The following is a 24,672-nucleotide window of genomic DNA, read 5'->3' as shown; positions in this document are numbered from 1 at the left end:
AAGAATTATTGTTTTTTAAAATTGAATAGTTACTAATTAAACTATACACGGCAAATTAAGCCGTGTATAGTCGTAGTATAACTATTCTTCTAATCTGATATCCAGACCCAAACCTTTTAATTCGTGCATTAAAACGTTAAATGATTCTGGTAATCCTGGTTCTGGCATCGGTTCACCTTTAACAATACTTTCGTATGTTTTAGCTCTACCGATTACGTCATCAGATTTGACCGTCAATATTTCGCGAAGCGTACTTGATGCTCCATAAGCTTCAAGCGCCCACACTTCCATCTCACCAAAACGCTGTCCTCCAAACTGTGCTTTACCACCTAATGGTTGCTGCGTAATCAACGAGTATGGTCCAATTGAACGGGCGTGCATCTTATCATCCACCATATGCCCTAGTTTAAGCATATAGATCACCCCAACGGTAGCCGCCTGATCGAATCGATCTCCTGTTCCACCGTCGTATAGGTATGTATGTCCAAATCTTGGAATTCCTGCTTCGTCAGTAAGCTCATTGATTTGATCTAATGAAGCACCGTCAAAGATAGGTGTCGCAAACTTTTTACCAAGCTTTTGACCTGCCCAACCTAGTACAGTTTCATATATCTGTCCAATGTTCATACGCGAAGGTACCCCAAGTGGGTTTAATACGATATCTACAGGTGTACCATCTTCTAAGAATGGCATATCTTCTTCTCTTACGATACGCGCAACGATACCTTTGTTACCGTGACGCCCTGCCATTTTATCACCTACTTTAAGCTTACGTTTTTTTGCAATATAAACTTTAGCTAATTTTATAATTCCAGAAGGTAATTCATCCCCTACTGATATCGTAAATTTCTCTCTTCTTAAGTTACCCTGAAGATCATTCTCCTTAATTTTATAATTATGGATAAGATCCGCTACCATGCTGTTTAATTCGTCATCTGTAGTCCAGGTACCTTTAGTAAGGTGTGTATAATCATCAACTGCGTTAAGCATTTTTTGAGTATACTTTTTACCTTTTGGCAATACCTCTTCTCCAAGATCATTTTGTACACCTTGTGAAGTTTTACCACCAACTATAGCAAACAACTTGTCTACTAACTGAGACTTTAACATTGCAAATTTAGCCTCATAAGAACGTTCAAGGATATTGATATCCTCTTTATCCTGAGATCTCTTTCGCTTGTCTTTAATGGCTCTAGCGAACAATTTTTTGTCAATAACCACACCGTGAAGTGATGGAGAAGCTTTTAAAGATGCATCTTTAACATCTCCCGCCTTATCACCAAAGATTGCTCTAAGTAATTTTTCTTCTGGCGTTGGATCACTTTCTCCTTTAGGAGTAATCTTACCAATAAGAATATCTCCTGGTTTGATTTCCGCACCAACTCTGATCATACCGTGCTCATCCAAGTCTTTGGTAGCCTCTTCAGAAACATTTGGAATGTCATTGGTAAGCTCTTCATTACCTAATTTGGTATCTCTTACCTCTAATGAATACTCATCAATATGAATAGACGTGAAAATATCATCTCTTACCACTTTTTCAGAAATCACGATTGCATCCTCGAAGTTATATCCCTTCCAAGGCATAAATGCAACCTTCATATTTCTTCCCAGTGCTAATTCTCCATTCTCAGTGGCATAGCCCTGACAAAGAACCTGACCTTTTTCAACTCGATCCCCAACTCTTACAATTGGCTTAAGGTTGATACTGGTTCCTTGGTTTGTTTTACGGAATTTAATTAACTCATAAGTCTTAGAGTCTCCATCAAAACTAACCATTCTATCTTCATCAGTTCTGTCGTACTTAATGGTTATTTTTTGTGCATCTACATATTCTACTTCTCCTGCTCCTTCTGCATTTATCAATACTCTAGAATCTGACGCCACCTGACGCTCTAAACCAGTACCTACAATTGGAGAATCTACTCGTAATAATGGAACTGCCTGACGCATCATGTTAGATCCCATCAAAGCACGGTTTGCATCATCATGCTCTAAGAAAGGAATTAATGAAGCCGAAATCGATGCGATCTGGTTAGGTGCAACATCCGCGTAGTTTACTGTTGTCGGATCCACTACGGGGAAGTCACCTTCCATACGTGCAATAACCTTATCAGTATCTATAGTTCCATCTTCACCTAGTGGAATGTTAGCCTGAGCAATTAACTTTTCTTCTTCTTCCTCAGCACTTAAATAGCTATACTCACCAAGATCTACTTTACCATCTTCTACTTTACGATATGGGGTTTCTAAGAATCCCATAGAGTTTACTTTAGCAAACACAGATAGTGAAGAAATCAGTCCAATATTCGGTCCTTCAGGTGTCTCAATAGGACATAAACGACCGTAATGCGTATAGTGAACATCTCGAACCTCGAATCCTGCTCTTTCTCTGGATAAACCACCAGGTCCTAGTGCAGAAAGTCTTCTTTTGTGTGTAATCTCAGCTAGTGGATTCGTTTGATCCATAAACTGAGAAAGCTGGTTGGTACCAAAGAATGAATTAATTACAGACGATAGCGTTTTAGCATTGATCAAGTCAATCGGTGTAAACACTTCATTATCTCTAACATTCATACGCTCTCTGATCGTACGAGCCATACGTGCAAGTCCCACACCAAATTGCTGTGATAATTGCTCTCCTACAGTACGTACACGACGATTAGAAAGGTGGTCGATATCATCAATCTCTGCTTTTGAATTGATTAACTCAATAAGATATTTGATGATTGTAATGATATCCTCTTTGGTAAGCACTTGCTTATCCATAGCGATATCAAGACCTAATTTTTTATTCATTCTGTAACGACCAACTTCACCTAAGTTATAACGTTGATCCGAAAAGAATAATTTGTCAATGATACCTCTTGCTGTTTCCTCATCTGGCGGTTCAGCATTACGTAATTGACGATAAATATGTTCTACAGCTTCCTTCTCGGAATTTGTAGGATCTTTTTGAAGGGTATTATGGATTATCGCATAATCACCTTTTTGATTATCTTCTTTATGTAATAAAATAGTTTTAGCCCCAGAGTCTACGATCTCGTCTAAGTGATCTTTATCCAATACGGTATCACGATCTAAAACTATTTCGTTTCTTTCAATAGATACTACTTCTCCTGTATCCTCATCCACAAAATCTTCGTGCCAAGTGTTTAACACACGTGCCGCAAGCTTGCGTCCTAAAACTTTCTTTAATCCGGATTTAGAAACCTTTACCTCTTCAGCAAGATCAAAAATTTCTAAAATATCTTTATCGCGCTCAAAACCTATAGCACGGAAAAGTGTAGTAACCGGTAATTTTTTCTTTCTATCAATATACGCATACATTACGCTATTGATATCGGTAGCAAATTCTATCCAAGATCCTTTGAAAGGAATTACTCTGGCAGAATAAAGTTTTGTTCCATTAGCGTGGAACGATTGTCCAAAGAATACCCCTGGAGAACGGTGTAGCTGAGATACCACAACTCGCTCAGCTCCATTGATACAAAATGTACCACTAGGAGTCATATATGGTATTGTACCTAAGTAAACATCCTGTACAATAGTTTCAAAATCCTCATGCTCAGGATCTGTACAAAAAAGCTTTAACCTGGCTTTTAAAGGCACACTATAGGTTAAACCTCTTTCTATACATTCTTGAAGATCGTATCTCGGTGGATCTACAAAATAATCAAGAAATTCAAGTACAAATTGATTACGGGTATCCGTAATCGGGAAGTTTTCCATGAAGGTATTGTAGAGCCCTTCTTTTCCTCTTTCTTCAGATTTTGTTTCTAATTGAAAGAAATCCTGGAAGGACTTGATCTGAATATCCAAAAAGTCTGGATAATCAGGTCTGTTCTTTACAGAAGAGAAATTCAATCTTTCAGTTTGCGTTGCTAACATCAATGGACGGAATTAAATTAAAATACTTTAAATATGTTGCGCTACAAGTGCTAACACTTATATACGCAAAATGGTTTAGACCTGATCACGCTTTTTATAGGTGACCGGTCTAAACCTATGCTTTAATATATGGTAAGCTTACTTAAGCTCAACCTCAGCTCCAGCCTCTTCTAATTGAGCTTTAAGAGCTTCAGCCTCATCCTTAGCTATTCCTTCTTTAACAGCTTTAGGTGCACCATCTACTAATTCTTTAGCGTCTTTAAGACCAAGACCAGTTAATTCTTTAACTAGTTTTACTACGGCTAACTTAGAACCACCAGCTGCCTTAAGGATTACGTCAAATTCTGACTGCTCCTCAGCAGCAGCATCACCACCACCAGCAGCACCACCAGCAACTGCAACCGCAGCAGCAGCAGGCTCAATACCGTATTCTTCTTTTAATATATCAGCTAACTCATTAACTTCTTTTACTGTTAAGTTAACTAATTGTTCTGCGAAATCTTTTAAATCTGCCATTTTCTATCGTTTTAATAATTTTTTTTAAATAATATAATTTGTTAAAAAGTGCGTACTTGCTTAAGATTATCCTTCTTTTTCGGATAATGTTTTAAGGATTCCCGCCAGTTTTCCTCCACCTGATTTAAGTGCTGAAACAACATTCTTAGCTGGTGATTGAAGTAATCCGATGATATCTCCGATAACTTCTTCTTTAGACTTGATACTAACAAGAGCATCAAGATTTTCGTCACCTACAAAGATTGCTTCTTCGATAAAAGCACCTTTCAATAGTGGTTTTTCTGATTTTTTACGGAACTCTTTTATAACTTTCGCTGGTGCATTACCAGTTTCAGAAAGCATAATAGAAGTATTACCTTTTAGTACATTTGGTAATTCTCCGAAATCCTTATCTGAATTCTCCATAGCTTTTGCCAGGAGTGTATTCTTAACTACTTTTAAAGAAACATTAGCTTTAAAACAAGCTCTTCTTAGGTTAGAAGTGCTTCCTGCGTCTAGGCCTGAAATATCTGCTAAATAGATATTAGGGCTACCCGCCAACTGAGCAGTTAAGTCTTCAATTACTTGTGATTTTTCTTCTCTAGTCATAATCGTTTTTCTTAATTACTCAGCAGCAAAGTTTTTAGTGTCCACCTGTACACCAGGGCTCATTGTAGAAGACATAAATATTGACTTAATATATATACCTTTTGCTGCCTGAGGCTTTAACTTTACTAATGTTGTTATTAATTCTTTAGCATTTCCTGCTAACTTCTTTGCATCGAATGAAGACTTTCCTATTGACGCGTGTACGATTCCGGTTTTATCTACTTTAAAGTCGATTTTACCAGCTTTAACGTCTGAAACTGCTTTAGCTACATCCATAGTAACGGTACCAGTTTTTGGGTTAGGCATTAATCCTCTTGGTCCTAATATTCTACCTAAAGGTCCTAATTTACCCATAACGCTAGGCATCGTAATAATTACGTCAACATCAGTCCATCCTCCTTTGATCTTATCTAAATACTCGTCTAGACCCACGAAATCAGCTCCTGCTTCTTTAGCTTCAGCTTCCTTATCCGGAGTTACTAATGCTAAAACTTTCACATCCTTACCAGTACCGTGTGGTAGCGTAACCACGCCTCTAACCATTTGGTTAGCTTTACGAGGATCCACATTTAAACGAACTGCTAGATCTACTGATGCATCAAAGTTTACGTTTGTTATCTCTTTTACTAAAGCAGATGCTTCAGCTAACGTATATGCCTTACTGCTATCTACTTTAGCTTGTGCTTCTTTTTGCTTTTTTGTTACTTTTGCCATTTTGTAAATCTTTTTGGATTAAAAAGGAGCTTGTCCTTTTACATTTACACCCATTGAACGTGCAGTACCCGCAATCATTTTCATAGCAGACTCTAAAGTAAATGCATTTAAATCCTGCATTTTATCCTCAGCAATTGCTTTTACTTGATCCCAAGTGATACTTGCTACTTTTTTACGATTAGGCTCTCCAGAACCCTTCTTCTGCTTCGCTGCTTCCAGTATTTGAACAGCTGCTGGTGGTGTTTTAATAACAAAATCAAAAGATTTGTCACTATAAACATTAATCACTACTGGCAATACTTTACCAGCTTTATCTTGGGTTCTACCATTGAATTGCTTACAGAATTCCATGATATTAACCCCAGCAGCACCTAGAGCAGGTCCAACAGGTGGTGACGGGTTAGCAGCACCTCCACGAACTTGAAGTTTTACAACTTTACTTAACTCTTTTGCCATTTTTCTAATTTTTAGTTAGCATTGCTCTATTATTGGAAGCAAAGAACAATCCTAGAATATATAGTTTGTAACAATTATATTTTTTCTACTTGCATATAACTTAGTTCTAATGGTGTTTTTCTACCAAAAATCTTCACCATTACTTCTAGCTTACGCTTTTCTTCATTTACTTTTTCAACAGTACCATTAAATCCATTAAATGGACCATCGATTACTTTAATGGTTTCTCCCACAGTGTAAGGAATCGCAACATTATCTGTTTTAACAGCTAATTCATCAACCTTACCTAACATCCTATTAATTTCAGATTTTCTAAGCGGTACAGGATCTCCACCTTTTACTTCACCTAAAAAACCTATCACTCCATTAATGGATTTTATAATATGTGGAATTTCCCCAGATAGATTAGCCTCTATCATAACATAACCCGGAAAATAAACACGTTCTTTATTTATTTTTTTTCCGTTTCTAATCTGTATAACTTTCTCTGTTGGAACAAGGATTTGCGAAACATAATCCTCAAGTTCCAAGTGAGCGATTTCTCTTTCGATGTAATCTTTTACTTTATTTTCTTGTCCGCTTACCGCCCTAACAACGTACCATTTTTTCGTATTATCAACCTCCGCCATTGTATTCTCCTATTCTTATGATTTAACCAACTTGAAATAATACTCAATTAAATTACTAAAAGCAGTATCAATACCCCAGATTGCTAAAGAAAAAATAACTGAAAAAACGATTACAACCACAGTAAGACGTTGCGCTTCTGCCCAAGGCGTCCAGGTAACGTGGTTTTTTAATTCACTGTATGATTCTGTAATGTAATTGATAAATCCAGCCATTTGTTTATATTTTTTCTAAAGTCATCCTTAAGATGACTAATATTTGTATCAGAAACTTAATTCTTTAAAGCAAAGATCTCCATCAAAATTGTGATCATCTTTTACTTTGCACGGGTTGAGAGGCTCGAACTCCCGACACCTGGTTTTGGAGACCAGTGCTCTACCAACTGAGCTAAACCCGTATATAGTCAAGGTATTCGATAAACGAATACCTTAACTTATATGTATCTATCTAAATTGTATTAGTCTAGAATCTCAGTCACCTGACCAGCACCTACAGTTCTACCACCTTCACGGATAGCGAAACGTAGACCAACATTCATTGCGATTGGCTGAATAAGCTCAACAGTAATTGTTAAGTTATCTCCAGGCATTACCATCTCAACTCCATCAGGAAGAGAAATATTTCCTGTAACATCAGTTGTACGTACGTAGAACTGTGGACGGTAGTTGTTATGGAATGGAGTGTGACGTCCACCTTCTTCTTTCTTAAGGATATAAACCTCAGCTTTGAATTTTTGGTGTGGAGTTACAGAACCAGGCTTAGTGATAACCATACCTCTAGAGATTTGAGTCTTTTCAATACCTCTTAATAGGATACCTACGTTATCTCCTGCTTCTCCTCTATCTAATATTTTACGGAACATTTCAACCCCAGTAATAGTAGAAGTTAATTTTTCAGCTCCCATACCAATGATTTCAACAGGGTCACCTGTGTTAGCTACACCAGTTTCAATACGACCAGTTGCAACAGTACCACGACCAGTAATTGAGAATACATCTTCGATTGGCATTAAGAAATCCTTATCAACATCACGCTTAGGAAGTTCAATCCAGTTATCTACAGCTTCCATTAATGACATTACTGTATCAACCCATTTTTGCTCACCATTAAGCGCTCCTAAAGCAGATCCAGCAATTACAGGACCATTATCTCCATCATACTCATAGAAAGAAAGTAAATCTCTAACTTCCATTTCAACAAGCTCTAATAATTCCTCATCATCAACCATATCCACTTTATTAAGGAATACAACGATTCTAGGAATACCTACCTGACGTCCTAATAGGATGTGCTCACGAGTTTGTGGCATTGGACCATCAGTAGCAGCAACTACTAAGATCGCTCCGTCCATTTGCGCAGCACCAGTTACCATGTTCTTTACGTAATCCGCGTGACCTGGACAATCTACGTGTGCGTAGTGACGGTTAGCAGTTTGGTACTCAACGTGAGACGTATTAATTGTAATACCTCTTTCTTTTTCTTCTGGAGCGTTATCGATCTGATCAAAAGATCTTACTTCAGAAAGACCAGCCTCAGCTAATACTTTAGTGATTGCAGCTGTTAAAGTAGTTTTACCGTGATCAACGTGTCCAATAGTACCTATATTTAAGTGCGGTTTGGAACGATCAAAAGTTTCCTTTGCCATAATGAATTTATTTAATCTTAGTTATATATTAGTGTTCAACTTAATCCTAATGAACTTAGAGCCAATGACGAGATTTGAACTCGTGACCTCTTCCTTACCAAGGAAACGCTCTACCCCTGAGCTACACCGGCTTTTTAATGAGTACAATGATAACTCAGAAACTTTCGGTCATTTTAGAAAGAAATCTGACTTATCATTTTACAAGCAAAACTCAATCTTTAAACAAGTAAGATTAGCTCTATTTAATGTGCACCATATAAGTTACAAATAATTGCCAACTTATTTCAGGGATTGCACCTGAAATTCTTTAATAAATTACGAGCTCAAAGAACAAGAATCACTAAAGAAAATCTTTAGAGCGGGAGACCGGGTTCGAACCGGCGACATTCAGCTTGGAAGGCTGACGCTCTACCAACTGAGCTACTCCCGCATATTGAATTTACATTAAATTCAATCTGTTGTGGGGAGAGCAGGATTCGAACCTGCGAAGGTAAAAACCAACAGATTTACAGTCTGTCCTCGTTGGCCGCTTGAGTATCTCCCCAATTCAATATTTTAACTTAAGAACTTTTAAATTTCGAGGCGCAAAATTAAGTAAAAATTTTACATTTCAAAATTTAATTCCAAAAGGTTTATAATTATTTTCTAACCCCTTGAAAATGAGCCGATAGAGGGACTCGAACCCACGACCTGCTGATTACAAATCAGCTGCTCTAGCCAGCTGAGCTATATCGGCTTTTCAGTATGTTTTAAGAACATAAAAAAGTCCGCTATTTCTAACGGACTGCAAATGTAGAGAATTTATTTTTTACTCAAAACTTTTTTGTAAAAAATTTAGTTATGCTCTTGCTTTTAATTTTTCCTTCCGTTTCTTAAGCTGTCGCTCTAATGAACTAACACACTCATCCACACCCTCTTCAAAGGTTTTATTGATTTTTTTAATGATAAATTCATCCCCAGGCACACTTAATAAAATCTCTGTTATTTTATTTTCTTTACTGCTCGTTTTTTGCACTTTGAGAAAAACATCTGCGTGAATAATTCTATTAAAGTGATTTTCTAGCTTATCGAGTTTATTTTGTGTGAAGTTTACTAACTTTTGATCTACTGAAAAGTTAACGGATTGCAAGTTCATTTTCATACTCTGTTTAATTTAAAAGGTTGAACATCATTTTAACTGCAAAATCAATCCAGGACTGACATCATTACTTTTTATTCCGCGGGTGGGATTGCTTATGGATTTTAGCGAGCTGCGATACACTCTGATGAGTATATACCTGGGTGGCTGCTAAACTAGAATGTCCAAGTAATTCTTTTACAGCATTTAAATCCGCTCCTTCGTTTAATAAATGAGTCGCAAATGAATGTCTCAAAATATGCGGGCTCTTTTTTACCTTAGAAGAAGCCTTACTAAAATAATTATTTACAATTCGATAAACAAGTGTTTCGTACATTTTAACGCCCTTTTTTGTCAAAAATAAATACGGACTCCCAAGCTCCGGAAACTCTTGATTCCTTAAGACTGAATACTGCTTAATTGTCTCGATTATTGTAGGCAATAAGGGGATGTACCGTTCTTTCTTTCGTTTACCAAGAACTTTAATGGTTTTATTGGACAGCGATACATCTTGGTGCTTGATATGGATTAGCTCTGATCTACGAATTCCTGTAGCATAAAATAATTCAATGATTAATTTATCGCGCACCCCTTCAAAATCATCTTGGGCTTGTAGCATATCAACCACTTGTTCAATTTCTTTTGTAGAAAATGGCACTTGTAATTTTTTAGGAGCTTTTAGAGGGATATGCTTATCCAGGGGCGAACTTTTTATCTCCCCTATTTTGCGTAAAAAATTATAATATGATTTTAATGTTGATATTTTTCTGTTTACCGACCTATTGACAATCCCTTTATCAATCAAATTAATTATCCACGGTCTAATTTGGGTATAGGTAGCTTTATTGATTTGATCCGTTTGATATTGCTCTTGATAAAATTCAGCAAAGTCAGTTAAATCCTTATGATATGCTGTTATGGTATTTGGTGAATACTGCTTTTCGTAAGTAAGGTGATCGATAAACTTTTGGATAGCCATAAAAAAAACCGTTAGAAGGCAAAAATAAACTTTTACTTTCTAACGGTTGTAGTATGAAACGAAGATCTTGGAATAGAGCTACGTTTATAGTTTAATAATTATAAAATAATTATATTTCTTCCTGATCTCTTAAGTGCTGTATATACTGCGCTTTTTGAATTTGAGCTCTTCGCTCTACAGAAGGTTTAGTAAATTGTTGACGTTTACGAAGCTGACGCATCGTTCCGGTTCTATCAAATTTACGCTTAAAACGTTTTAACGCTCTATCTATATTCTCTCCGTCCTTTACTGGTATTATTAACATTTGTGCACCTCCTTTCTTTAAAAATTAGGTTGCAAAGATACATTAAAACTATAATCTACAAACTTTTTTAAAGATTTTTATCCTTTTAAAGTGATTTGCAATAAAAACTTACTGTAGCACAAGGAATTACATATTGGAATTAATTTACTTCAAAGACCACACAGTATATCCCTTGGGCGGGGCTTGTATCTTAACCCATCGACCACTTTGAGTGACCGGTTCCCAACCTGAATTACCAGTATAATCCTTAATTCTTCTGCTAGACCAATTCGTTTCCACCCATCGTTCTTGCCACGAATTGGAATTATTGATATACACAATAAGACCATTTTTACCCCCTCCTCCATTTCTTTTGGCAATATACTCATCATTATCTGTCCATAAATTAGTCGTTGATCCACCCGCTAAATTATTATGAATCCAAATGAGATTATTCAACTTATTTTTATCTAACCACGCTTCATAATCACTATAAAAAAGTGCTGGATACCCTTCGTGAGTTAAAATATAGGCATAGGCCAATAACTTATTATTATAAATTTCATCGGTATCATGGTTAGCCACAAAAGTTACGGCTCTGGTAGGGTTTCGTTTCCATAGCATATCCCCACTTAATGCGTTAAGATTATTACCCATAAAGGCATCTCTCATGCGATAATAACAGGCAAAGTCAAAAGCCGACATTTGCGCTTCGTTAACCCACCAATTTAAGGTATTGACGTTACCATCCCAATACTCTCCAACAGCAAATCCACCTACTGCATTTCTGAATTCTCTTGCTACCCAAGGCTCAAAGCCTTTTACATAATCAAATCGCCAACCATCAAACTTCATCGTATTTTTATAATATTTAGCCACTGAATTTGATTTTTTCCAAAGCCAATCTTGTACATAAGGTTTATGATGACATAGATCTGCAAAACCGCCAAATACACCCCAATCATTATTATGGTAATCATTAGGGTGAAAATCATATTGAGTTCTGTTAAATAAGTTAGACTTAGGGTTATAATCGGTATACGTATTTTGATTAGAAAATATATTGTACTCCAAATCTCCACCACTATTGTGATTAAGAACGATATCTGCGATTACACTAAGCCCTTGATTATGTGCAGAGGTTATAAGCGATTGGAGCTCAGATTTGGATCCAAATCGGGTTTCTACACTTCCCATTTGATCGTAATTACCAAAATCGAAATAATCAAAAGGATCATACCCCATAGAGAATTTCCCATTTTGTGCTTTGCTTACCGGTGGAAGCCAAATGGCATCAATCCCTGCAGCGCTCCAACTGCTAGTCTTTGCTTTAATAGTATTCCACCAGGTACCACCGGCAGGAACATCCCAATAAAACGCTTGCATCATTACACCCGAGCCAATGGGCTTAAGAGCTTTTGAAGAAAAATCCGATGTTTCTTGTAGTGATTCTGTTTCAAGCTCTGTAAGTTCATCCTTTTGACATGCTACAAAAAAGAAAATGGAAAACAAGAGTAAGTAAGTTAACCTAAAATGTTTCATAATTGTTAGTGTTTGTGTGTTATTATTATGAAACTAATACTTCTTAAAACAACGAAAACGTTTGAATTTAAACTCAAACGTTTTCGTGTTAATAAACCTTTTAAAAATTATTATTTATTACTTGTATATTATAATAGAATTTATGATTCTTATAATCCAACTACTTTTTTATTGAATTAGTCAGAAGAAATGTAGGTTAAAACTGATAATCTAATACAACTTAAGTCGCTGGTTTGTATTCTTTTTTGTCTATAATCATCTTGGCTATGATTTCTTTGAGAATTTCAGAAGTACCACCGCCAATTGGGCCTAATCTGCTATCTCTAAACATACGCGCCAATGGGTAATCTTCCATGTACCCATAACCACCCAACAACTGTAGACATTTATAAATCGCTTCGTCCGCCATTTTAGTTGATAACAATTTAGACATTGAAGCTTCTTTTACTACATACAGCCCCTGATCCAGTCGTTTCGTTATGGAATAATTAAATTCTTTGCACATTTCTATTTCACTTGCGATTTCGGCTACAGTATGCCTTAACGCCTGGAACTCATTTATTTTTTTACCAAAAGCTTCGCGCTCAGACATATATTGTAATGCATATTCTAAAGCATATTCTGCCCGGGCGTGTGCATTGACCCCCATAATTAATCGCTCTAAAGCGAAATGCTGCATGATATAAGAGAATCCTTTATTCTCTTCACCCATTAGATTGGCAACAGGAATTTTGACATTATCAAAAGCAATTTCGCCTGTATCCGAGGCTCTCCACCCTAATTTATTAAGTTTGGTAGCTGACACACCAGGTGTATCTCTATCGATAACAAAAATACTTATTCCTTTGTTGCCCTGTTCAGGATTTGTCTTAGCGGCAACCACTAAATAGTCGCTATACACTCCATTAGTAATAAACGTTTTGGAACCATTTATAACATAATGATCATTATCCTTTACTGCAGTAGTTCGCATACCTGCAACATCAGAGCCACCAAAAGGTTCTGTGATACATAGACAACCGATTTTATCTCCGCTAATGCTAGGAGCTAAATATTCCGATTTAATTCGATCATCACCTTCTGCATTAATGTGTGTCATCGCCAAATAGACATGTGCCCACATTGCAGCCGCAAAACCACCAGAATTGATGCGTTGTAATTCTTCTAAGAAGATAATGGTATAAAACAAATCAAGATCCATACCACCATATTCCTCTGGGTAAGGAATACCGAAATATCCCATTTCTCCAAATTTCTTCCAAATAAATCTATCGATAGTCCCTGACTCCTCCCATTTATCGACGTGAGGTACTACTTCTTTTTGTAAAAAGTCGCGTAGACTTTCTCTAAACAGATCGTGCTCTTCAGTAAAATACATATGTTGCATTTTAATTATTAATTATAAGAAACTGTGAGCGACCAATCTCAAATTAAAGATTCATCAAAATTCACAGCAATTTTTTCCGATTTTTATTTTATTGTCAAATATAAAGCTATTCTATCAATTTTTTCTACAGGAAAACCTTGTATTTTTCTTAATTCTTCAAAATTAGATATCCCACCTTGTTCTACAATATGATCATGGATATCCAAAGCTAATTCAAAATTAAAATATGGAACTTTCATTAAGTCCTTAACCGTTGCTGTATTTATCGCTATTTTAGAAAATGGGGTGTTCATTTTCACGGTATAGTACTTTAAAATTCCTCTCCTCGTACCGTCATATAGCCCTTTAATATCAAGCAACTGCGCATCACTCAAAAAGCCACCAATTTTATTGCGATAACTAATGATTCTATCCGCAATAAAATCTGGTACATTCATTTGTGTTATTAGCTCATCCCTCGTTACAGTATTAAGATCTTTTTTAGTACCTACGGCTATAGGCGCTACATTTTTTGATCGGTTAGATAAACTCGTAGATTTTTGACTAACCCATTCCGGAAATTTGAAGTATTGCGCAATACTATCGAGTTGCGCACCTGTTACTCCCGTAACTCTTGCAAAATCTTCTTTGGAATTGATCCACTTATTCTGTGCCCTATATTCCTGAAGTTTATCAATTTGTGCTACAGAAAGCCCTAAAACATACCCTTTATAATCTGTTATAAAATTAGGATTGAAAGGTTTCATAGCATAGGCTAACTTTTCTTGATGCGCTGCTTTTTTAAGAGAATCAATTTTTGTCTGATACACCACAAGTTCCTGAAGTTCCAGTGGTTTTTCGGTTGAAGAAGACACCGAAAAATACCCCAATGCACTGAGAAATACTATTAATAAAATAGCCAAAACAAAAATCCCATTTTGAAAACGTGGATGGATTTCAAAATGGGATTTAAATGTTTTCATATGTTATCTAAGAAACTAGCTTAAATCACTTGCTCCTTCATCGATAGCGTCTTTTTTAAGACGTATAGCTTCATAATACTTGTTAAGCTCTGATCTCACCTTTGGCGTCAATAAGATAACCCCAATAATATTAGGCACCACCATTGCAAAAATCATAGCATCAGAGAAATCAATTACAGATCCTAAACTAATTGAAGCTCCAATTACTACGAAGCATAAAAATAAAATTTTGTAAATAAGATCCGTGATTTTCCCTTTACCAAATAAGAATTTCCACCCTTGCATACCATAGTATGACCAAGAAATCATAGTAGAGAATGCAAATAGAATTACTGCAATAGTTAATACAATAGAGAATTTAGGTATTACTGTATCAAATGCTGTAGCGGTTAATTCTACACCTTCTGTAATTTCAGTACCATACTCCAAGAAACCTGCCTCAAAATTAGTAATAATAATTACTAATGCTGTCATTGTACAGATTACTACAGTATCTACAAAAGGCTCTAATAGCGCTACAATCCCCTCACTTGCCGGGTATTTTGTTTTTACAGCAGAGTGTGCAATAGCCGCAGAACCAACACCGGCCTCATTAGAAAATGCTCCTCTACGTATACCTTGAATCATAACACCGATTAAACCACCAGCTATACCTAATCCAGAAAATGCCCCTTCAAAGATTAATCCAAAGGCATCTCCAATATACTTATAATTTACTGCTAAAATAACAATAGCTGCAAGCACATAGATACCTGCCATAAATGGAACAATCTTTTCGGTTACAGAAGCAATCCTTTTAATTCCTCCGATAATAACCACAGCAACTAAGGCTGCCATTACTAAACCAAAATAGAATCCAGCGTTTCCTCCTTGTAATCCTGCTAGTTCAACAAATTGAGCTGCTGCTTGATTGGCTTGGAACATATTACCTCCACCGAAGGACCCTCCAATCACAAAAATGGAAAATAATACTGCCAGTACTTTTCCAAGTCCTGCCATATTCTTTTCACCAAGTCCTTTTTTAAGATAGTACATCGGTCCTCCATATACAGTACCGTCTTCACCTACATCACGGTATTTAACCCCTAAGGTACATTCTGCAAACTTAGACGCCATACCTAATAATCCTGCTACGATCATCCAGAATGTAGCTCCTGGCCCACCAATAGATAGGGCCACAGCAACACCAGCGATGTTACCTAATCCTACTGTTGCAGACAATGCTGCTGTCAATGCCTGGAAGTGCGATACTTCTCCGTCAGCACCTTCATCTCTTATTGTATCCGGAAGATCTCCATCCACAGTGACACGATCTTTTGTGGATATTTCAGGGTTTTCAAGTTCTTCGAGATCATCAATCTCGTGTGCTAAACCATCTTCACCGTATAAGGCTTTAGCACCGTGTTTTTCAATATCTTCATACTGACCACGAACCACCTTAATTGCGGTTACAAAGCCCGTAAAATTGATCAGTTTAAAATAAATTGTAAAATATAATGCTCCTCCGATAAGAACGATGAGCACCCAAGGAATTTGAAATTGCTCTGAAAATGGAATTTCATAAAATATCCCTTGAACAAACCAACCTGTATAATCACTAAACACTTGATCTATTTTTTCAGAAAGTGTTGGCTCTTTAGCCTCTTGAGCAAATGTTAAAATTGGAGTAATTAATGCTAATAATGAAAGAAGAGTTCTCTTCATAATGTATGAGTTAATTTGAATTTTAAAATTACAAAGGCAGCAAGATGCTAAAAAAAAGTATTTCTAACAATTTTTTGAGTAGTAAATATATCGAAGATTGAAGTTTAACAATACTTTTATTAATGTATTGTTATAATTTTATACAAGACTAAATATTAAATTCCTTATTCAATTTATTAATTTGTTCTGGTCTACCCAAAACAACAATTTTTGACCCCGGTAAGAGTAGGGTTTCTGCTTCGGGATTGACGATATATTCTCCTTCTGGTGATTTATATCCGATTATAGTACAACCTGTTTTGGATCGCATATCAATAGTACGAATTGTTCTCCTCTCATTATCTTCAAACATATCCTCAAAAGAAACCTCTTCGATATTGATTGATCTTTTACCTACAATAGATAGATTGTCTAAAAACTCAATAAGATCAGGAACTACCACTAATGATGCCATATGATCCCCTCCTATCCTATCTGGCATAATCACGTTGTCGGCTCCAGCCAACCTAATTTTCTTATAAGAAGCATCTTGAGAGGCTCTACTTATTATTTTCAGGTTACTATTTATTTGTCTTGCCGAAAGCACTATGAACAAGTTATCTGCATCCTCAGGCAATGTACAAATCAAACAAGATGCCTTTTTAATTCCGGCATCAATAAGTGTACTGTCTTCTGTAGCATTACCTTCAAAAAACATAAGCTTATCATTTTGGTATTTTTCGATAACTTCTCTATCATTCTCAATAATGATAAAAGGTTTATCATAAGCCATCAGTTTTACAGCAGCTTGCTTGCCATTTCTGCCGTAACCTATTATAATAATATGATTTTCTAATTTTTCGATCATCTTTTGAAGTTTACGATATTGTACTCTTTTTGGATCATTTTTATTTACGATATATTCTGTGATTACGGAAACCGAATATGCAAATATAGAGACGCTAGTTCCTATTAGGAATACAGTGAAAAGCTTAGCCATATCATCAAGGGGTTGTACCTCTCCAAAACCTACCGTAGACATGGTAATAACTGTCATATATAAAGCGTCTACCCAGCTGTAATTGGAAAAAAACCGGAATCCTAACACCCCAAACACTACGACTAACACCAATAGTATTAGCGCAATATAGATTTTTGACTTTACCCACCTAAACATTCCATTCATAAATCAAATACCGAAGTTCTTTTTGTATAAACAAGATCTTTTAATCGCAACCAAAAAGCAAGGGTTAAATATACCACAAACCCTAATCCTGCGGTAGCAAAGGTGGCGTAAATAAAAAACAACCGCACATTTTTTGCCCGCATCCCCAACCTGTCAGCTAACCGGCTGGACACATAAAATCCATTTCGTTCTAAAAATAATCTTAGGTTATACAGCATAACGCAAATTACTTATTATTATCAAATGAGCTTAATTTTTGAGCAAATAATTACCAAAACCACATTGCAAACATCGATTATTGCTACAGTATTTCGTAAATAATTGGATAACTGCTTGTGATTCCATAGCGTTTTTTATTGTAATTTTCTCTTTTTTGAATCGTTTAACGATTGCATTATCTTCGGCACTTAAGCTTGTGATGAGGGCCACTGCTTTATCCTCTGCCGCTTCGTTTGTATATTTTTGATAAGCAAATCGTATGGGTAATAAAGTATTTATAATGAGTAGCTCCTTGAACGATTTAGATAGTCGTTTGGATTTTTTCTTTGAGGTTTTAGTTAGCGAATAGTGTGTTTCCCAAAAAGAATTAGGCTTAACATCAAGTAAATTCATTAATTCTAGCAAGGATTTAGCCTTAGTTACCGCAGAAAATAAAGATGGCTTAGTAGCATAGAGTGCTGCTAATTGTACCAACCGGACGGTGGGAAAATTACTAGGTCTAAGGCGAAAGAAATTGACAGGAAGTACCTTTGTATTATCCAAACTAAACTTGGTTTTTAGATAGTGATATTCTTCTTGTAATGTATTTGCGTACTCGTGATCCAAACTATCTTCCAAGAGTCCTGCTTGCCCTAATAATAGAGCTTCTAATCTTTGTTGCTGATCTGTACATTTTCTAAGTACACTAAAATCTATGGATTGTGCCAGACTATAAAAAGCTTCTCCATTTGTGTTTAAACCAAAAGACCGGCAAAGCATATGAAAAAGAACAGCTTCCCAGTCATTTTTTGTGCTTTTCAATACTTGTTCAATTTCCGTCGCTTTTTTTTCAAGTCTTTCAAAGTATAACCGCTCCAACCAATTATTTTGAATAATACCTGGAATATCTTGAAGCTGACCTTGACAATTCAAACTATTTTTGGAATTAGATAGTTTTTGATAATTGGCAAAAAAATTAGTGTCCACAAAATCTTTAATCCTCAAGGTGGGAATAGGACTGTTATCTTTATTATATACTTCTACATCATCTTCCCAGACCACATGTAGAATAACATTATTATATAAATCGTCGTTTTGGTGATTGTGTAGATACCAATCACTGGATTTGACATGAATTTCAACATTACCTGCCCATTTCTGATCATCAATACATAATAATGCATTGAAGAAATCAGGTCCGCCATTAGACTCATTATGAGTTCCTGAATCCAAAACAGCAATAGACGCACCATTAACCGTTGCCAGGTTAAGACCATTATACTTTTTGTATTTCCAAATATGATGTAAAAAATCTTCCTTCATATCAATAGTGAAGATAAAAGATTTTTAAATAAATACTTAGAAAAACATATCATTTTAAAACAACCCTATAGAATTAATAGGGTTATCTGATTTATTATCAAATTATTACAACAACACCCTTATTTTTAACACCCAAACTTCAAAATTGTACTATTGGTAACAAAATATGTATTACTGGAAACAGAAAACTGCCCTTATTTTAGTTATTTTGCCCTCAACAGGGAAAGGTAAAAACACAAAGACATAAAAATAAATTAAAACCCTAAGCTTAGTTGAGTTTGTGTTAGGTTATTGATGGTTGTCATTTTCTGACGACCATCTTTATTTAAAGTTTATATCAGGATACAGATCAAACTTGTTGTAGAAGGCTTTTCTAAACTTAGAAGAGTTAGAGTAATTCAAATTTTCCATAACCTCTTTTATAGGTTTACCTTGAGCAAATATCATGTTGTATGAGCGCTCCAATCTTCGGTTATTAAAAAACTCTAAAGGTGTTTGGTTATGTATTTCTTTGAACATATTAAAAAAATAGGTTCTACTCATATTAGCCATATGAGCGAGTTGATCTACACCCGGAAAAGGTTCGTGTAGATTATTTTCAAGAAAATGGCTTACACTAAATATATTACCAACCTGCGTACTGTTAATGGTAAAAGGATCTTGTTCGCTTTCCCACTTTAATACATCTTTCCAAAAAGTTTCCAAAAGTCGTATACCTCTGGCTACAAAGTATAAATAGTTCTCCACTCTATCGAAATCCGCATCTACGATCTGGTCGAATAACACAGATTGTTTGTACGAAAAATAAAATTTATCGATATGTCGATGTGATTCTTTGATATACATATCAAGCTTATCTGCCCATTTTCCACTTCTCATAAAATAAGGCGCAGTGCATGAACTCTTTAGTACGATCATAGTTGATTTTACCTCGGCCCCTTTGGGAATATAAACAATTTCTCCTCTTTTAGCATCAATACAACGCATGTTACCCGGCGTGTAACTATCAGAATAGTCACTTACCACTTCTTTATTTGTAAGCTTATGATCTAGCGCATATTTCCTAAAATGTAAAATCAGATCATTTTCATCAATAGGCAGACGTACATACTTGATATCAGTGTTAGCCTTATAATTATTGACTAATAAAAAAACTTCGGGTGAAATTTTGTAATACGACAGATATCCCTTGCCTATTGCATCGGGAAAAAATATTCTATCCGTATTTCCATCAGGGTCCAACTGAGATTTGTAATAAGATCTTAGGGTATCGATATCGGAGAAATCAAATGTATAGGTAACCATTTCCGTAATTTTAATCCTTACTAGTTTAAAGGTCGTAGTCAATATAAATTAAAAACGACACTGCGGGTATCTGATTAAAAATCAATACTTATATCAATAAGTTATATCCTAAGTTTTAAGAAGTCTATAAAAAAACCCCTACATCAGATTGATAACTGATAGAGGGGACATTTCTATATTATAAATATACTAAATTAATTTATATTGCTTATCACATCGTATTTGGTAACGATATGATACGCTCCTGCATTGTTTTTAATCAACACAGCTGTATTGCCATCTTTAATTAAGGAAGAGAGTTTTTCTAATGAAGTTTGCTCATCAATTATAGGATATGCTTCTTTCATGATATCCTTTATAGGTGTATTCCCTAAATGCTTGTCATCTAAAAATGCAGAAAATAAAATACTCTCATCAACGGCTCCGACGATTCCTTCGCTGTCCACTACCGGCAATTGTGAGATTTGATGTTTGCGCATTCTTTCAATAGCGTGCGATACAAGTTCCTCTGTTTTAACCGTAATCAGTGGCTTATCTACCCTGCCTTTAATAAGGTCTGCAACTGTTGACACTTCCTCATCTAAAAAACCACGATCCCGCATCCAATCATCATTAAACATTTTACCCACATATCGACTACCATGATCATGAAACAAAACGACCACTACATCATCTTTCTTAAAATGTTCTTTAAGTTGCAAGACTCCTTTTATAGCAGCCCCAGCACTGTTACCTAAAAACATGCCTTCTTCTTTTGCCAATCGTTGTGTATAAACAGCAGCATCTTTATCTGTTACTTTGGTGAAGCCATCAATAATCGAAAAATCGACATTCTTGGGTAAGATATCCTCTCCGATACCTTCCGTGACGTAACTATAAATTTCATTTTCATCAAAAATACCCGTTTCGTGATATTTTTTGAACACAGATCCATAGGTATCTACGCCCCAAACCTTAATGTTAGGGTTTTGTTCTTTGAGGTATTTACCGACACCGGATATGGTTCCTCCTGTACCAACACCTACAATAAAATGGGTAACCTTACCATCAGTTTGCTCCCATATTTCTGGGCCAGTACTTTGGTAATGGGCTTTTGTATTTGACGGGTTATCATATTGGTTTACATACCAGGAATTAGGGGTTTCTTCTGCCAATCGCTTTGATACTGAATAATAAGATCTGGGGTCGTCTGGTTCTACATTCGTAGGACATACCATTACCTTTGCACCAACAGCTCGAAGAATATCCATTTTTTCTTTAGATTGTTTATCTGCCATTACGCAAACCAGCTTATATCCTTTAACAATAGCTGCCAATGCCAATCCCATACCTGTATTACCCGAGGTTCCTTCAATAATTGTTCCTCCAGGTTGTAATCGACCATCTGCTTCTGCATCTTCTATCATTTGAAGTGCCATTCTGTCCTTCACCGAGTTTCCTGGATTGAACGTTTCGTACTTCGCAAGTACCAGTGCGTCAACATCCTTCACTAAGGCATTCATTTTCACTAAAGGAGTATTCCCTATAGTTCCCAATATGTTCTCTGCGTATTTCAAGTCTTCTACTCTTTTATTATTAGTACTAAGTATTCCAAATAATTATTTTCGGCTGCAAAGATACGAAGTTGTAAAGGGTCTTACAATTTTATACTCCATTAAGATCATAAAGTCATTACTGAAAGCGAATTGCTTTTACCGGAGAAATTTTTGAAACGATAAAAGAAGGAATCAAAAGCATAAGCATACATAATAACATGGTACCTAGATTTAGCAAGATAATATACCCAGTACTAATGTAAACGGGAGCTTTATCAACGTAGTAGGTGTCTGGATTTAAAGTAATAATTCCATAATGTTGTTGCACATACAGTAGACCAATACCTAAAACGTTACCTAGAAGCAACCCTACCAAAATAAGGTAACTAGCATTGTATAAAAACACTTTACGTATCGACCAGTCACTACTACCTAATGCTTTTAAAATTCCAATTAATGAAACTCTTTCCAGTATCAAAACTAATAAAGCGGTGATCATATTTATACCCGCTACCAAAATTATGATACCAATGATACCAATTATATTGAGATCAAACAGTTTTAACCATTCAAAAATCGTCCCATATTTCTGTGCTATCGTCTGTGCATCTAGGGTAGAAGGAAGCTTTTTGTAAATTTCATTTCCTTTTTTTTCGATTTTATCAAAATCTTCAAGGAGCACTTCGAAACGACCTACCTCATTTTCTTCCCACTTATTCATCAGCTGAATATGTCTAATATCAGCGATTACAAAAGAGCGATCAAACTCTTGCATCCCAGAGTTATAAACACCTACAATTTCAAAAGCTCTTGTATTTGGCCTTGATTTTGGATTAGAGTTTTTCTTTAGAAAAAAAGTAATGGCTTTATCGCCAACACCAAGTTGTAATCGTTTTGAAATATAATCTGAAATAATAATCTCTGGATTTAGATCATCCGAAAAATTCGGTAACCGCCCTTCAATCACATAATCTCCAAAATCTCCCCATTGATAATCTGCTCCTACCCCTTTAACGACTACACCCTCAAAATCCTCTTCGGTACGAATTAAACCTGCTTTTGTAGCCACTCCCTGGATGTGCCGGATTCCTTTTACACTCTTAAACTCTGGATAAAAATCTTGCGCTTTACTTATGGGAACGAGTGTTTCTACACTACTATTATTATCAAAACTCGAAATGATAACGTGTCCTTCAAAAGCGGCTACCTTTTCTCTTATCTTTCGTTGTAAACCAATCCCAGTGGCTACGGTGATGATCATCATTACCATACCAATAGTGATAGCTGCTATCGCAATTTTTATGATTGGTGCAGAAATACTACTTTTACGTTCTTTACCTTTGATAAGGCGTTTTGCAATAAAAAATTCGAAATTCAAGCTACTATGGTTTTAATCCAAAATGCTTCTACCTTTTTGGCAGAGAAGTTCAAAAATACATTTTTATTTTTTTCTATCCTTTTTATTTCGTGCGGAAACAATTCAAAGGTAGTTTCGCAACAGAAAAACAGCGATACTTCTAAACCGAATCAACAGCTTGTTCAAACCAAAGATTCCTTAACCATAGGTGCCAATCAAACCGAGCTGTACCTACCTTTATTACAACATAAAAAAGTAGCAATTGTTGGGAATCAAACTTCAGTAATTTTTAAAAAAGGAGCAGTTACAAGTGATTCCTTAACGGAGCATACGCTACTGCACACGCACCTGGTAGACTCCTTAGTTAGTAATGGCATCAATGTAGTTAAAGTTTTTGCTCCTGAACATGGATTCAGAGGTACGGCGGATGCTGGAGAACTAGTAAAAAATGGCAAGGACATTAAAACCGGTATCCCCATCATTTCCCTCTATGGTAAAAATAAAAAGCCTTCAAGCGAAGCGTTACAAGATGTTGATATTATGGTGTTTGACATTCAGGATGTGGGGGTACGCTTTTACACCTATATTTCTACATTACATTATGTGATGCAATCCTGTGCAGAAAACAACATCCCATTATTAATTCTTGATCGTCCTAACCCCAACGGACATTACATCGATGGACCTACCTTAGAAATAGCACATCAAAGTTTTGTTGGGATGCATCCTATACCCTTGGTTCACGGTATGACTATAGGAGAATATGCAAAGATGGTAAATGGCGAAGGCTGGCTAGGTAATGATCTTAAATGTGAAATCACAGTAATACCAATTAAAAACTATACACACAATACTTTTTATAGCCCTCCCATTCGTCCTTCTCCTAATCTACCCAACGATACTTCAATAAACCTATACCCTAGTTTAGGATTTTTTGAAGGAACCAGTATAAACGCAGGACGTGGAACAGAAATGCAATTTCAAATTTTTGGCTCACCAGACCTCCCTAAAGAAACCTATGATTTTACTTATATACCACAACCAAATTTTGGAGCAAAACACCCTAAGCATCAAGGAAAAAGTTGCAACGGTAAAGATTTAAGGGCAACCCAACGTATGAATCATGTTGATCTTAGTTGGTTGATAGAAGCCTATGTTAATTCCACAAAAAAGTCAAATTTTTTTAATAGTGATTCGTTTACAATACACGCCGGTACCAAAAAACTACAGCTACAAATTGAACAGGGCTATTCGTTTAAAGAAATTAGAAAAACGTGGCTGCAGGATCTAGAAAATTTCAAAAAAATTAGAGCAAATTACTTGCTGTATCCATAAGCACTATTCCTAAAAAATTGTTAAATTGGGAGCAAAAAATTAT

The 24,672-nt window shown here is 35.9% G+C and carries 22 protein-coding genes and 5 tRNA genes; 1 reads left to right on the top strand and 26 read right to left on the bottom strand.

From position 1 onward, the window contains the following. Positions 1–81 precede the first annotated feature (81 nt). From rpoB to EV197_RS07905, 26 genes are all read right to left on the bottom strand, one after another. Positions 82–3,891 carry a DNA-directed RNA polymerase subunit beta gene (gene rpoB, locus EV197_RS08030; RefSeq protein ID WP_130286245.1) on the bottom strand — a complete coding sequence of 1,270 codons (3,810 nt, stop codon included), beginning with the start codon at positions 3,889–3,891 and terminating at the stop codon, positions 82–84. 138 nt (positions 3,892–4,029) lie between these two features. Further along, on the bottom strand, positions 4,030–4,407 hold the full coding sequence (gene rplL / locus EV197_RS08025) for a 50S ribosomal protein L7/L12 (protein WP_130286244.1): 378 nt from the start codon (positions 4,405–4,407) through the stop codon (positions 4,030–4,032). A 66-nt stretch (positions 4,408–4,473) separates the two neighbouring features. After that, on the bottom strand, positions 4,474–4,995 hold the full coding sequence (rplJ, locus tag EV197_RS08020) for a 50S ribosomal protein L10 (protein ID WP_130286243.1): 522 nt from the start codon (positions 4,993–4,995) through the stop codon (positions 4,474–4,476). A gap of 15 nt (positions 4,996–5,010) precedes the next feature. Beyond that, positions 5,011–5,709, bottom strand: a complete 699-nt coding sequence (gene rplA / locus EV197_RS08015) for a 50S ribosomal protein L1 (protein WP_130286242.1) — start codon at positions 5,707–5,709, stop codon at positions 5,011–5,013. An 18-nt stretch (positions 5,710–5,727) separates the two neighbouring features. Then, a complete protein-coding gene (rplK, locus tag EV197_RS08010; protein WP_130286241.1) occupies positions 5,728–6,165 on the bottom strand; it encodes a 50S ribosomal protein L11 in 438 nt (145 codons plus the stop codon). A gap of 74 nt (positions 6,166–6,239) precedes the next feature. Continuing rightward, on the bottom strand, positions 6,240–6,794 hold the full coding sequence (nusG, locus tag EV197_RS08005) for a transcription termination/antitermination protein NusG (protein ID WP_130286240.1): 555 nt from the start codon (positions 6,792–6,794) through the stop codon (positions 6,240–6,242). Between the two features lie 15 nt (positions 6,795–6,809). Beyond that, positions 6,810–7,007, bottom strand: a complete 198-nt coding sequence (secE, locus tag EV197_RS08000; protein WP_130286239.1) for a preprotein translocase subunit SecE — start codon at positions 7,005–7,007, stop codon at positions 6,810–6,812. A gap of 109 nt (positions 7,008–7,116) precedes the next feature. Beyond that, positions 7,117–7,189, bottom strand: a tRNA-Trp gene (locus tag EV197_RS07995). A gap of 60 nt (positions 7,190–7,249) precedes the next feature. Further along, positions 7,250–8,437 carry an elongation factor Tu gene (tuf, locus tag EV197_RS07990; RefSeq protein WP_130286238.1) on the bottom strand — a complete coding sequence of 396 codons (1,188 nt, stop codon included), beginning with the start codon at positions 8,435–8,437 and terminating at the stop codon, positions 7,250–7,252. A 59-nt stretch (positions 8,438–8,496) separates the two neighbouring features. After that, positions 8,497–8,568, bottom strand: a tRNA-Thr gene (locus tag EV197_RS07985). Between the two features lie 226 nt (positions 8,569–8,794). After that, a tRNA-Gly gene (locus tag EV197_RS07980) sits at positions 8,795–8,867 on the bottom strand. A gap of 31 nt (positions 8,868–8,898) precedes the next feature. Then, positions 8,899–8,981 (bottom strand) — tRNA-Tyr (locus tag EV197_RS07975). 118 nt (positions 8,982–9,099) lie between these two features. After that, positions 9,100–9,173, bottom strand: a tRNA-Thr gene (locus EV197_RS07970). Between the two features lie 102 nt (positions 9,174–9,275). Further along, on the bottom strand, positions 9,276–9,578 hold the full coding sequence (gene hpf / locus EV197_RS07965) for a ribosome hibernation-promoting factor, HPF/YfiA family (protein ID WP_130286237.1): 303 nt from the start codon (positions 9,576–9,578) through the stop codon (positions 9,276–9,278). Positions 9,579–9,642: 64 nt separating this feature from the next. After that, the gene (locus EV197_RS07960) at positions 9,643–10,533 is read right to left on the bottom strand and encodes a tyrosine-type recombinase/integrase (protein WP_130286236.1); all 891 of its coding nucleotides are present in this window, start codon (positions 10,531–10,533) and stop codon (positions 9,643–9,645) included. Positions 10,534–10,642: 109 nt separating this feature from the next. Continuing rightward, positions 10,643–10,837: a 30S ribosomal protein S21 gene (gene rpsU, locus EV197_RS07955; RefSeq protein WP_130286235.1), complete on the bottom strand. Its 195-nt coding sequence runs from the start codon at positions 10,835–10,837 to the stop codon at positions 10,643–10,645. Between the two features lie 144 nt (positions 10,838–10,981). Next, a complete protein-coding gene (locus EV197_RS07950) occupies positions 10,982–12,358 on the bottom strand; it encodes an alpha-amylase (RefSeq protein WP_130286234.1) in 1,377 nt (458 codons plus the stop codon). 220 nt (positions 12,359–12,578) lie between these two features. Continuing rightward, the gene (locus tag EV197_RS07945) at positions 12,579–13,745 is read right to left on the bottom strand and encodes an acyl-CoA dehydrogenase family protein (protein WP_130286233.1); all 1,167 of its coding nucleotides are present in this window, start codon (positions 13,743–13,745) and stop codon (positions 12,579–12,581) included. Positions 13,746–13,828: 83 nt separating this feature from the next. Beyond that, positions 13,829–14,707, bottom strand: a complete 879-nt coding sequence (locus tag EV197_RS07940; protein ID WP_130286232.1) for a ComEA family DNA-binding protein — start codon at positions 14,705–14,707, stop codon at positions 13,829–13,831. 15 nt (positions 14,708–14,722) lie between these two features. Then, positions 14,723–16,411 carry an alanine/glycine:cation symporter family protein gene (locus EV197_RS07935; RefSeq protein ID WP_130286231.1) on the bottom strand — a complete coding sequence of 563 codons (1,689 nt, stop codon included), beginning with the start codon at positions 16,409–16,411 and terminating at the stop codon, positions 14,723–14,725. Between the two features lie 148 nt (positions 16,412–16,559). Continuing rightward, the gene (locus EV197_RS07930; RefSeq protein WP_130287089.1) at positions 16,560–17,567 is read right to left on the bottom strand and encodes a potassium channel family protein; all 1,008 of its coding nucleotides are present in this window, start codon (positions 17,565–17,567) and stop codon (positions 16,560–16,562) included. Positions 17,568–17,572: 5 nt separating this feature from the next. After that, positions 17,573–17,794: a PspC domain-containing protein gene (locus tag EV197_RS17185; RefSeq protein ID WP_423190648.1), complete on the bottom strand. Its 222-nt coding sequence runs from the start codon at positions 17,792–17,794 to the stop codon at positions 17,573–17,575. Positions 17,795–17,825: 31 nt separating this feature from the next. After that, complete coding sequence (locus EV197_RS07920; protein ID WP_130286230.1) at positions 17,826–19,097, bottom strand: DUF2851 family protein; 1,272 nt, start codon at positions 19,095–19,097, stop codon at positions 17,826–17,828. 321 nt (positions 19,098–19,418) lie between these two features. Further along, entirely contained in the window at positions 19,419–20,402 is a 984-nt protein-coding gene (locus EV197_RS07915; RefSeq protein WP_130286229.1) for a helix-turn-helix domain-containing protein, read from the bottom strand. Positions 20,403–20,596: 194 nt separating this feature from the next. Then, positions 20,597–21,958, bottom strand: a complete 1,362-nt coding sequence (locus EV197_RS07910) for a pyridoxal-phosphate dependent enzyme (protein ID WP_130286228.1) — start codon at positions 21,956–21,958, stop codon at positions 20,597–20,599. Positions 21,959–22,073: 115 nt separating this feature from the next. After that, positions 22,074–23,315 carry an ABC transporter permease gene (locus tag EV197_RS07905; protein WP_130286227.1) on the bottom strand — a complete coding sequence of 414 codons (1,242 nt, stop codon included), beginning with the start codon at positions 23,313–23,315 and terminating at the stop codon, positions 22,074–22,076. Positions 23,316–23,321: 6 nt separating this feature from the next. Here EV197_RS07905 and EV197_RS07900 point away from each other — a divergent pair, with 6 nt between their 5' ends. Then, the gene (locus tag EV197_RS07900) at positions 23,322–24,629 is read left to right on the top strand and encodes an exo-beta-N-acetylmuramidase NamZ family protein (RefSeq protein WP_130286226.1); all 1,308 of its coding nucleotides are present in this window, start codon (positions 23,322–23,324) and stop codon (positions 24,627–24,629) included. The last annotated feature ends 43 nt before the right edge of the window (positions 24,630–24,672 follow it).

Origin of the sequence: Aquimarina brevivitae (genome assembly GCF_004216895.1) — a bacterium.
In the GTDB taxonomy this organism is placed as follows: domain Bacteria; phylum Bacteroidota; class Bacteroidia; order Flavobacteriales; family Flavobacteriaceae; genus Aquimarina; species Aquimarina brevivitae.
This window is presented reverse-complemented; position numbering and strand designations above follow the sequence as displayed.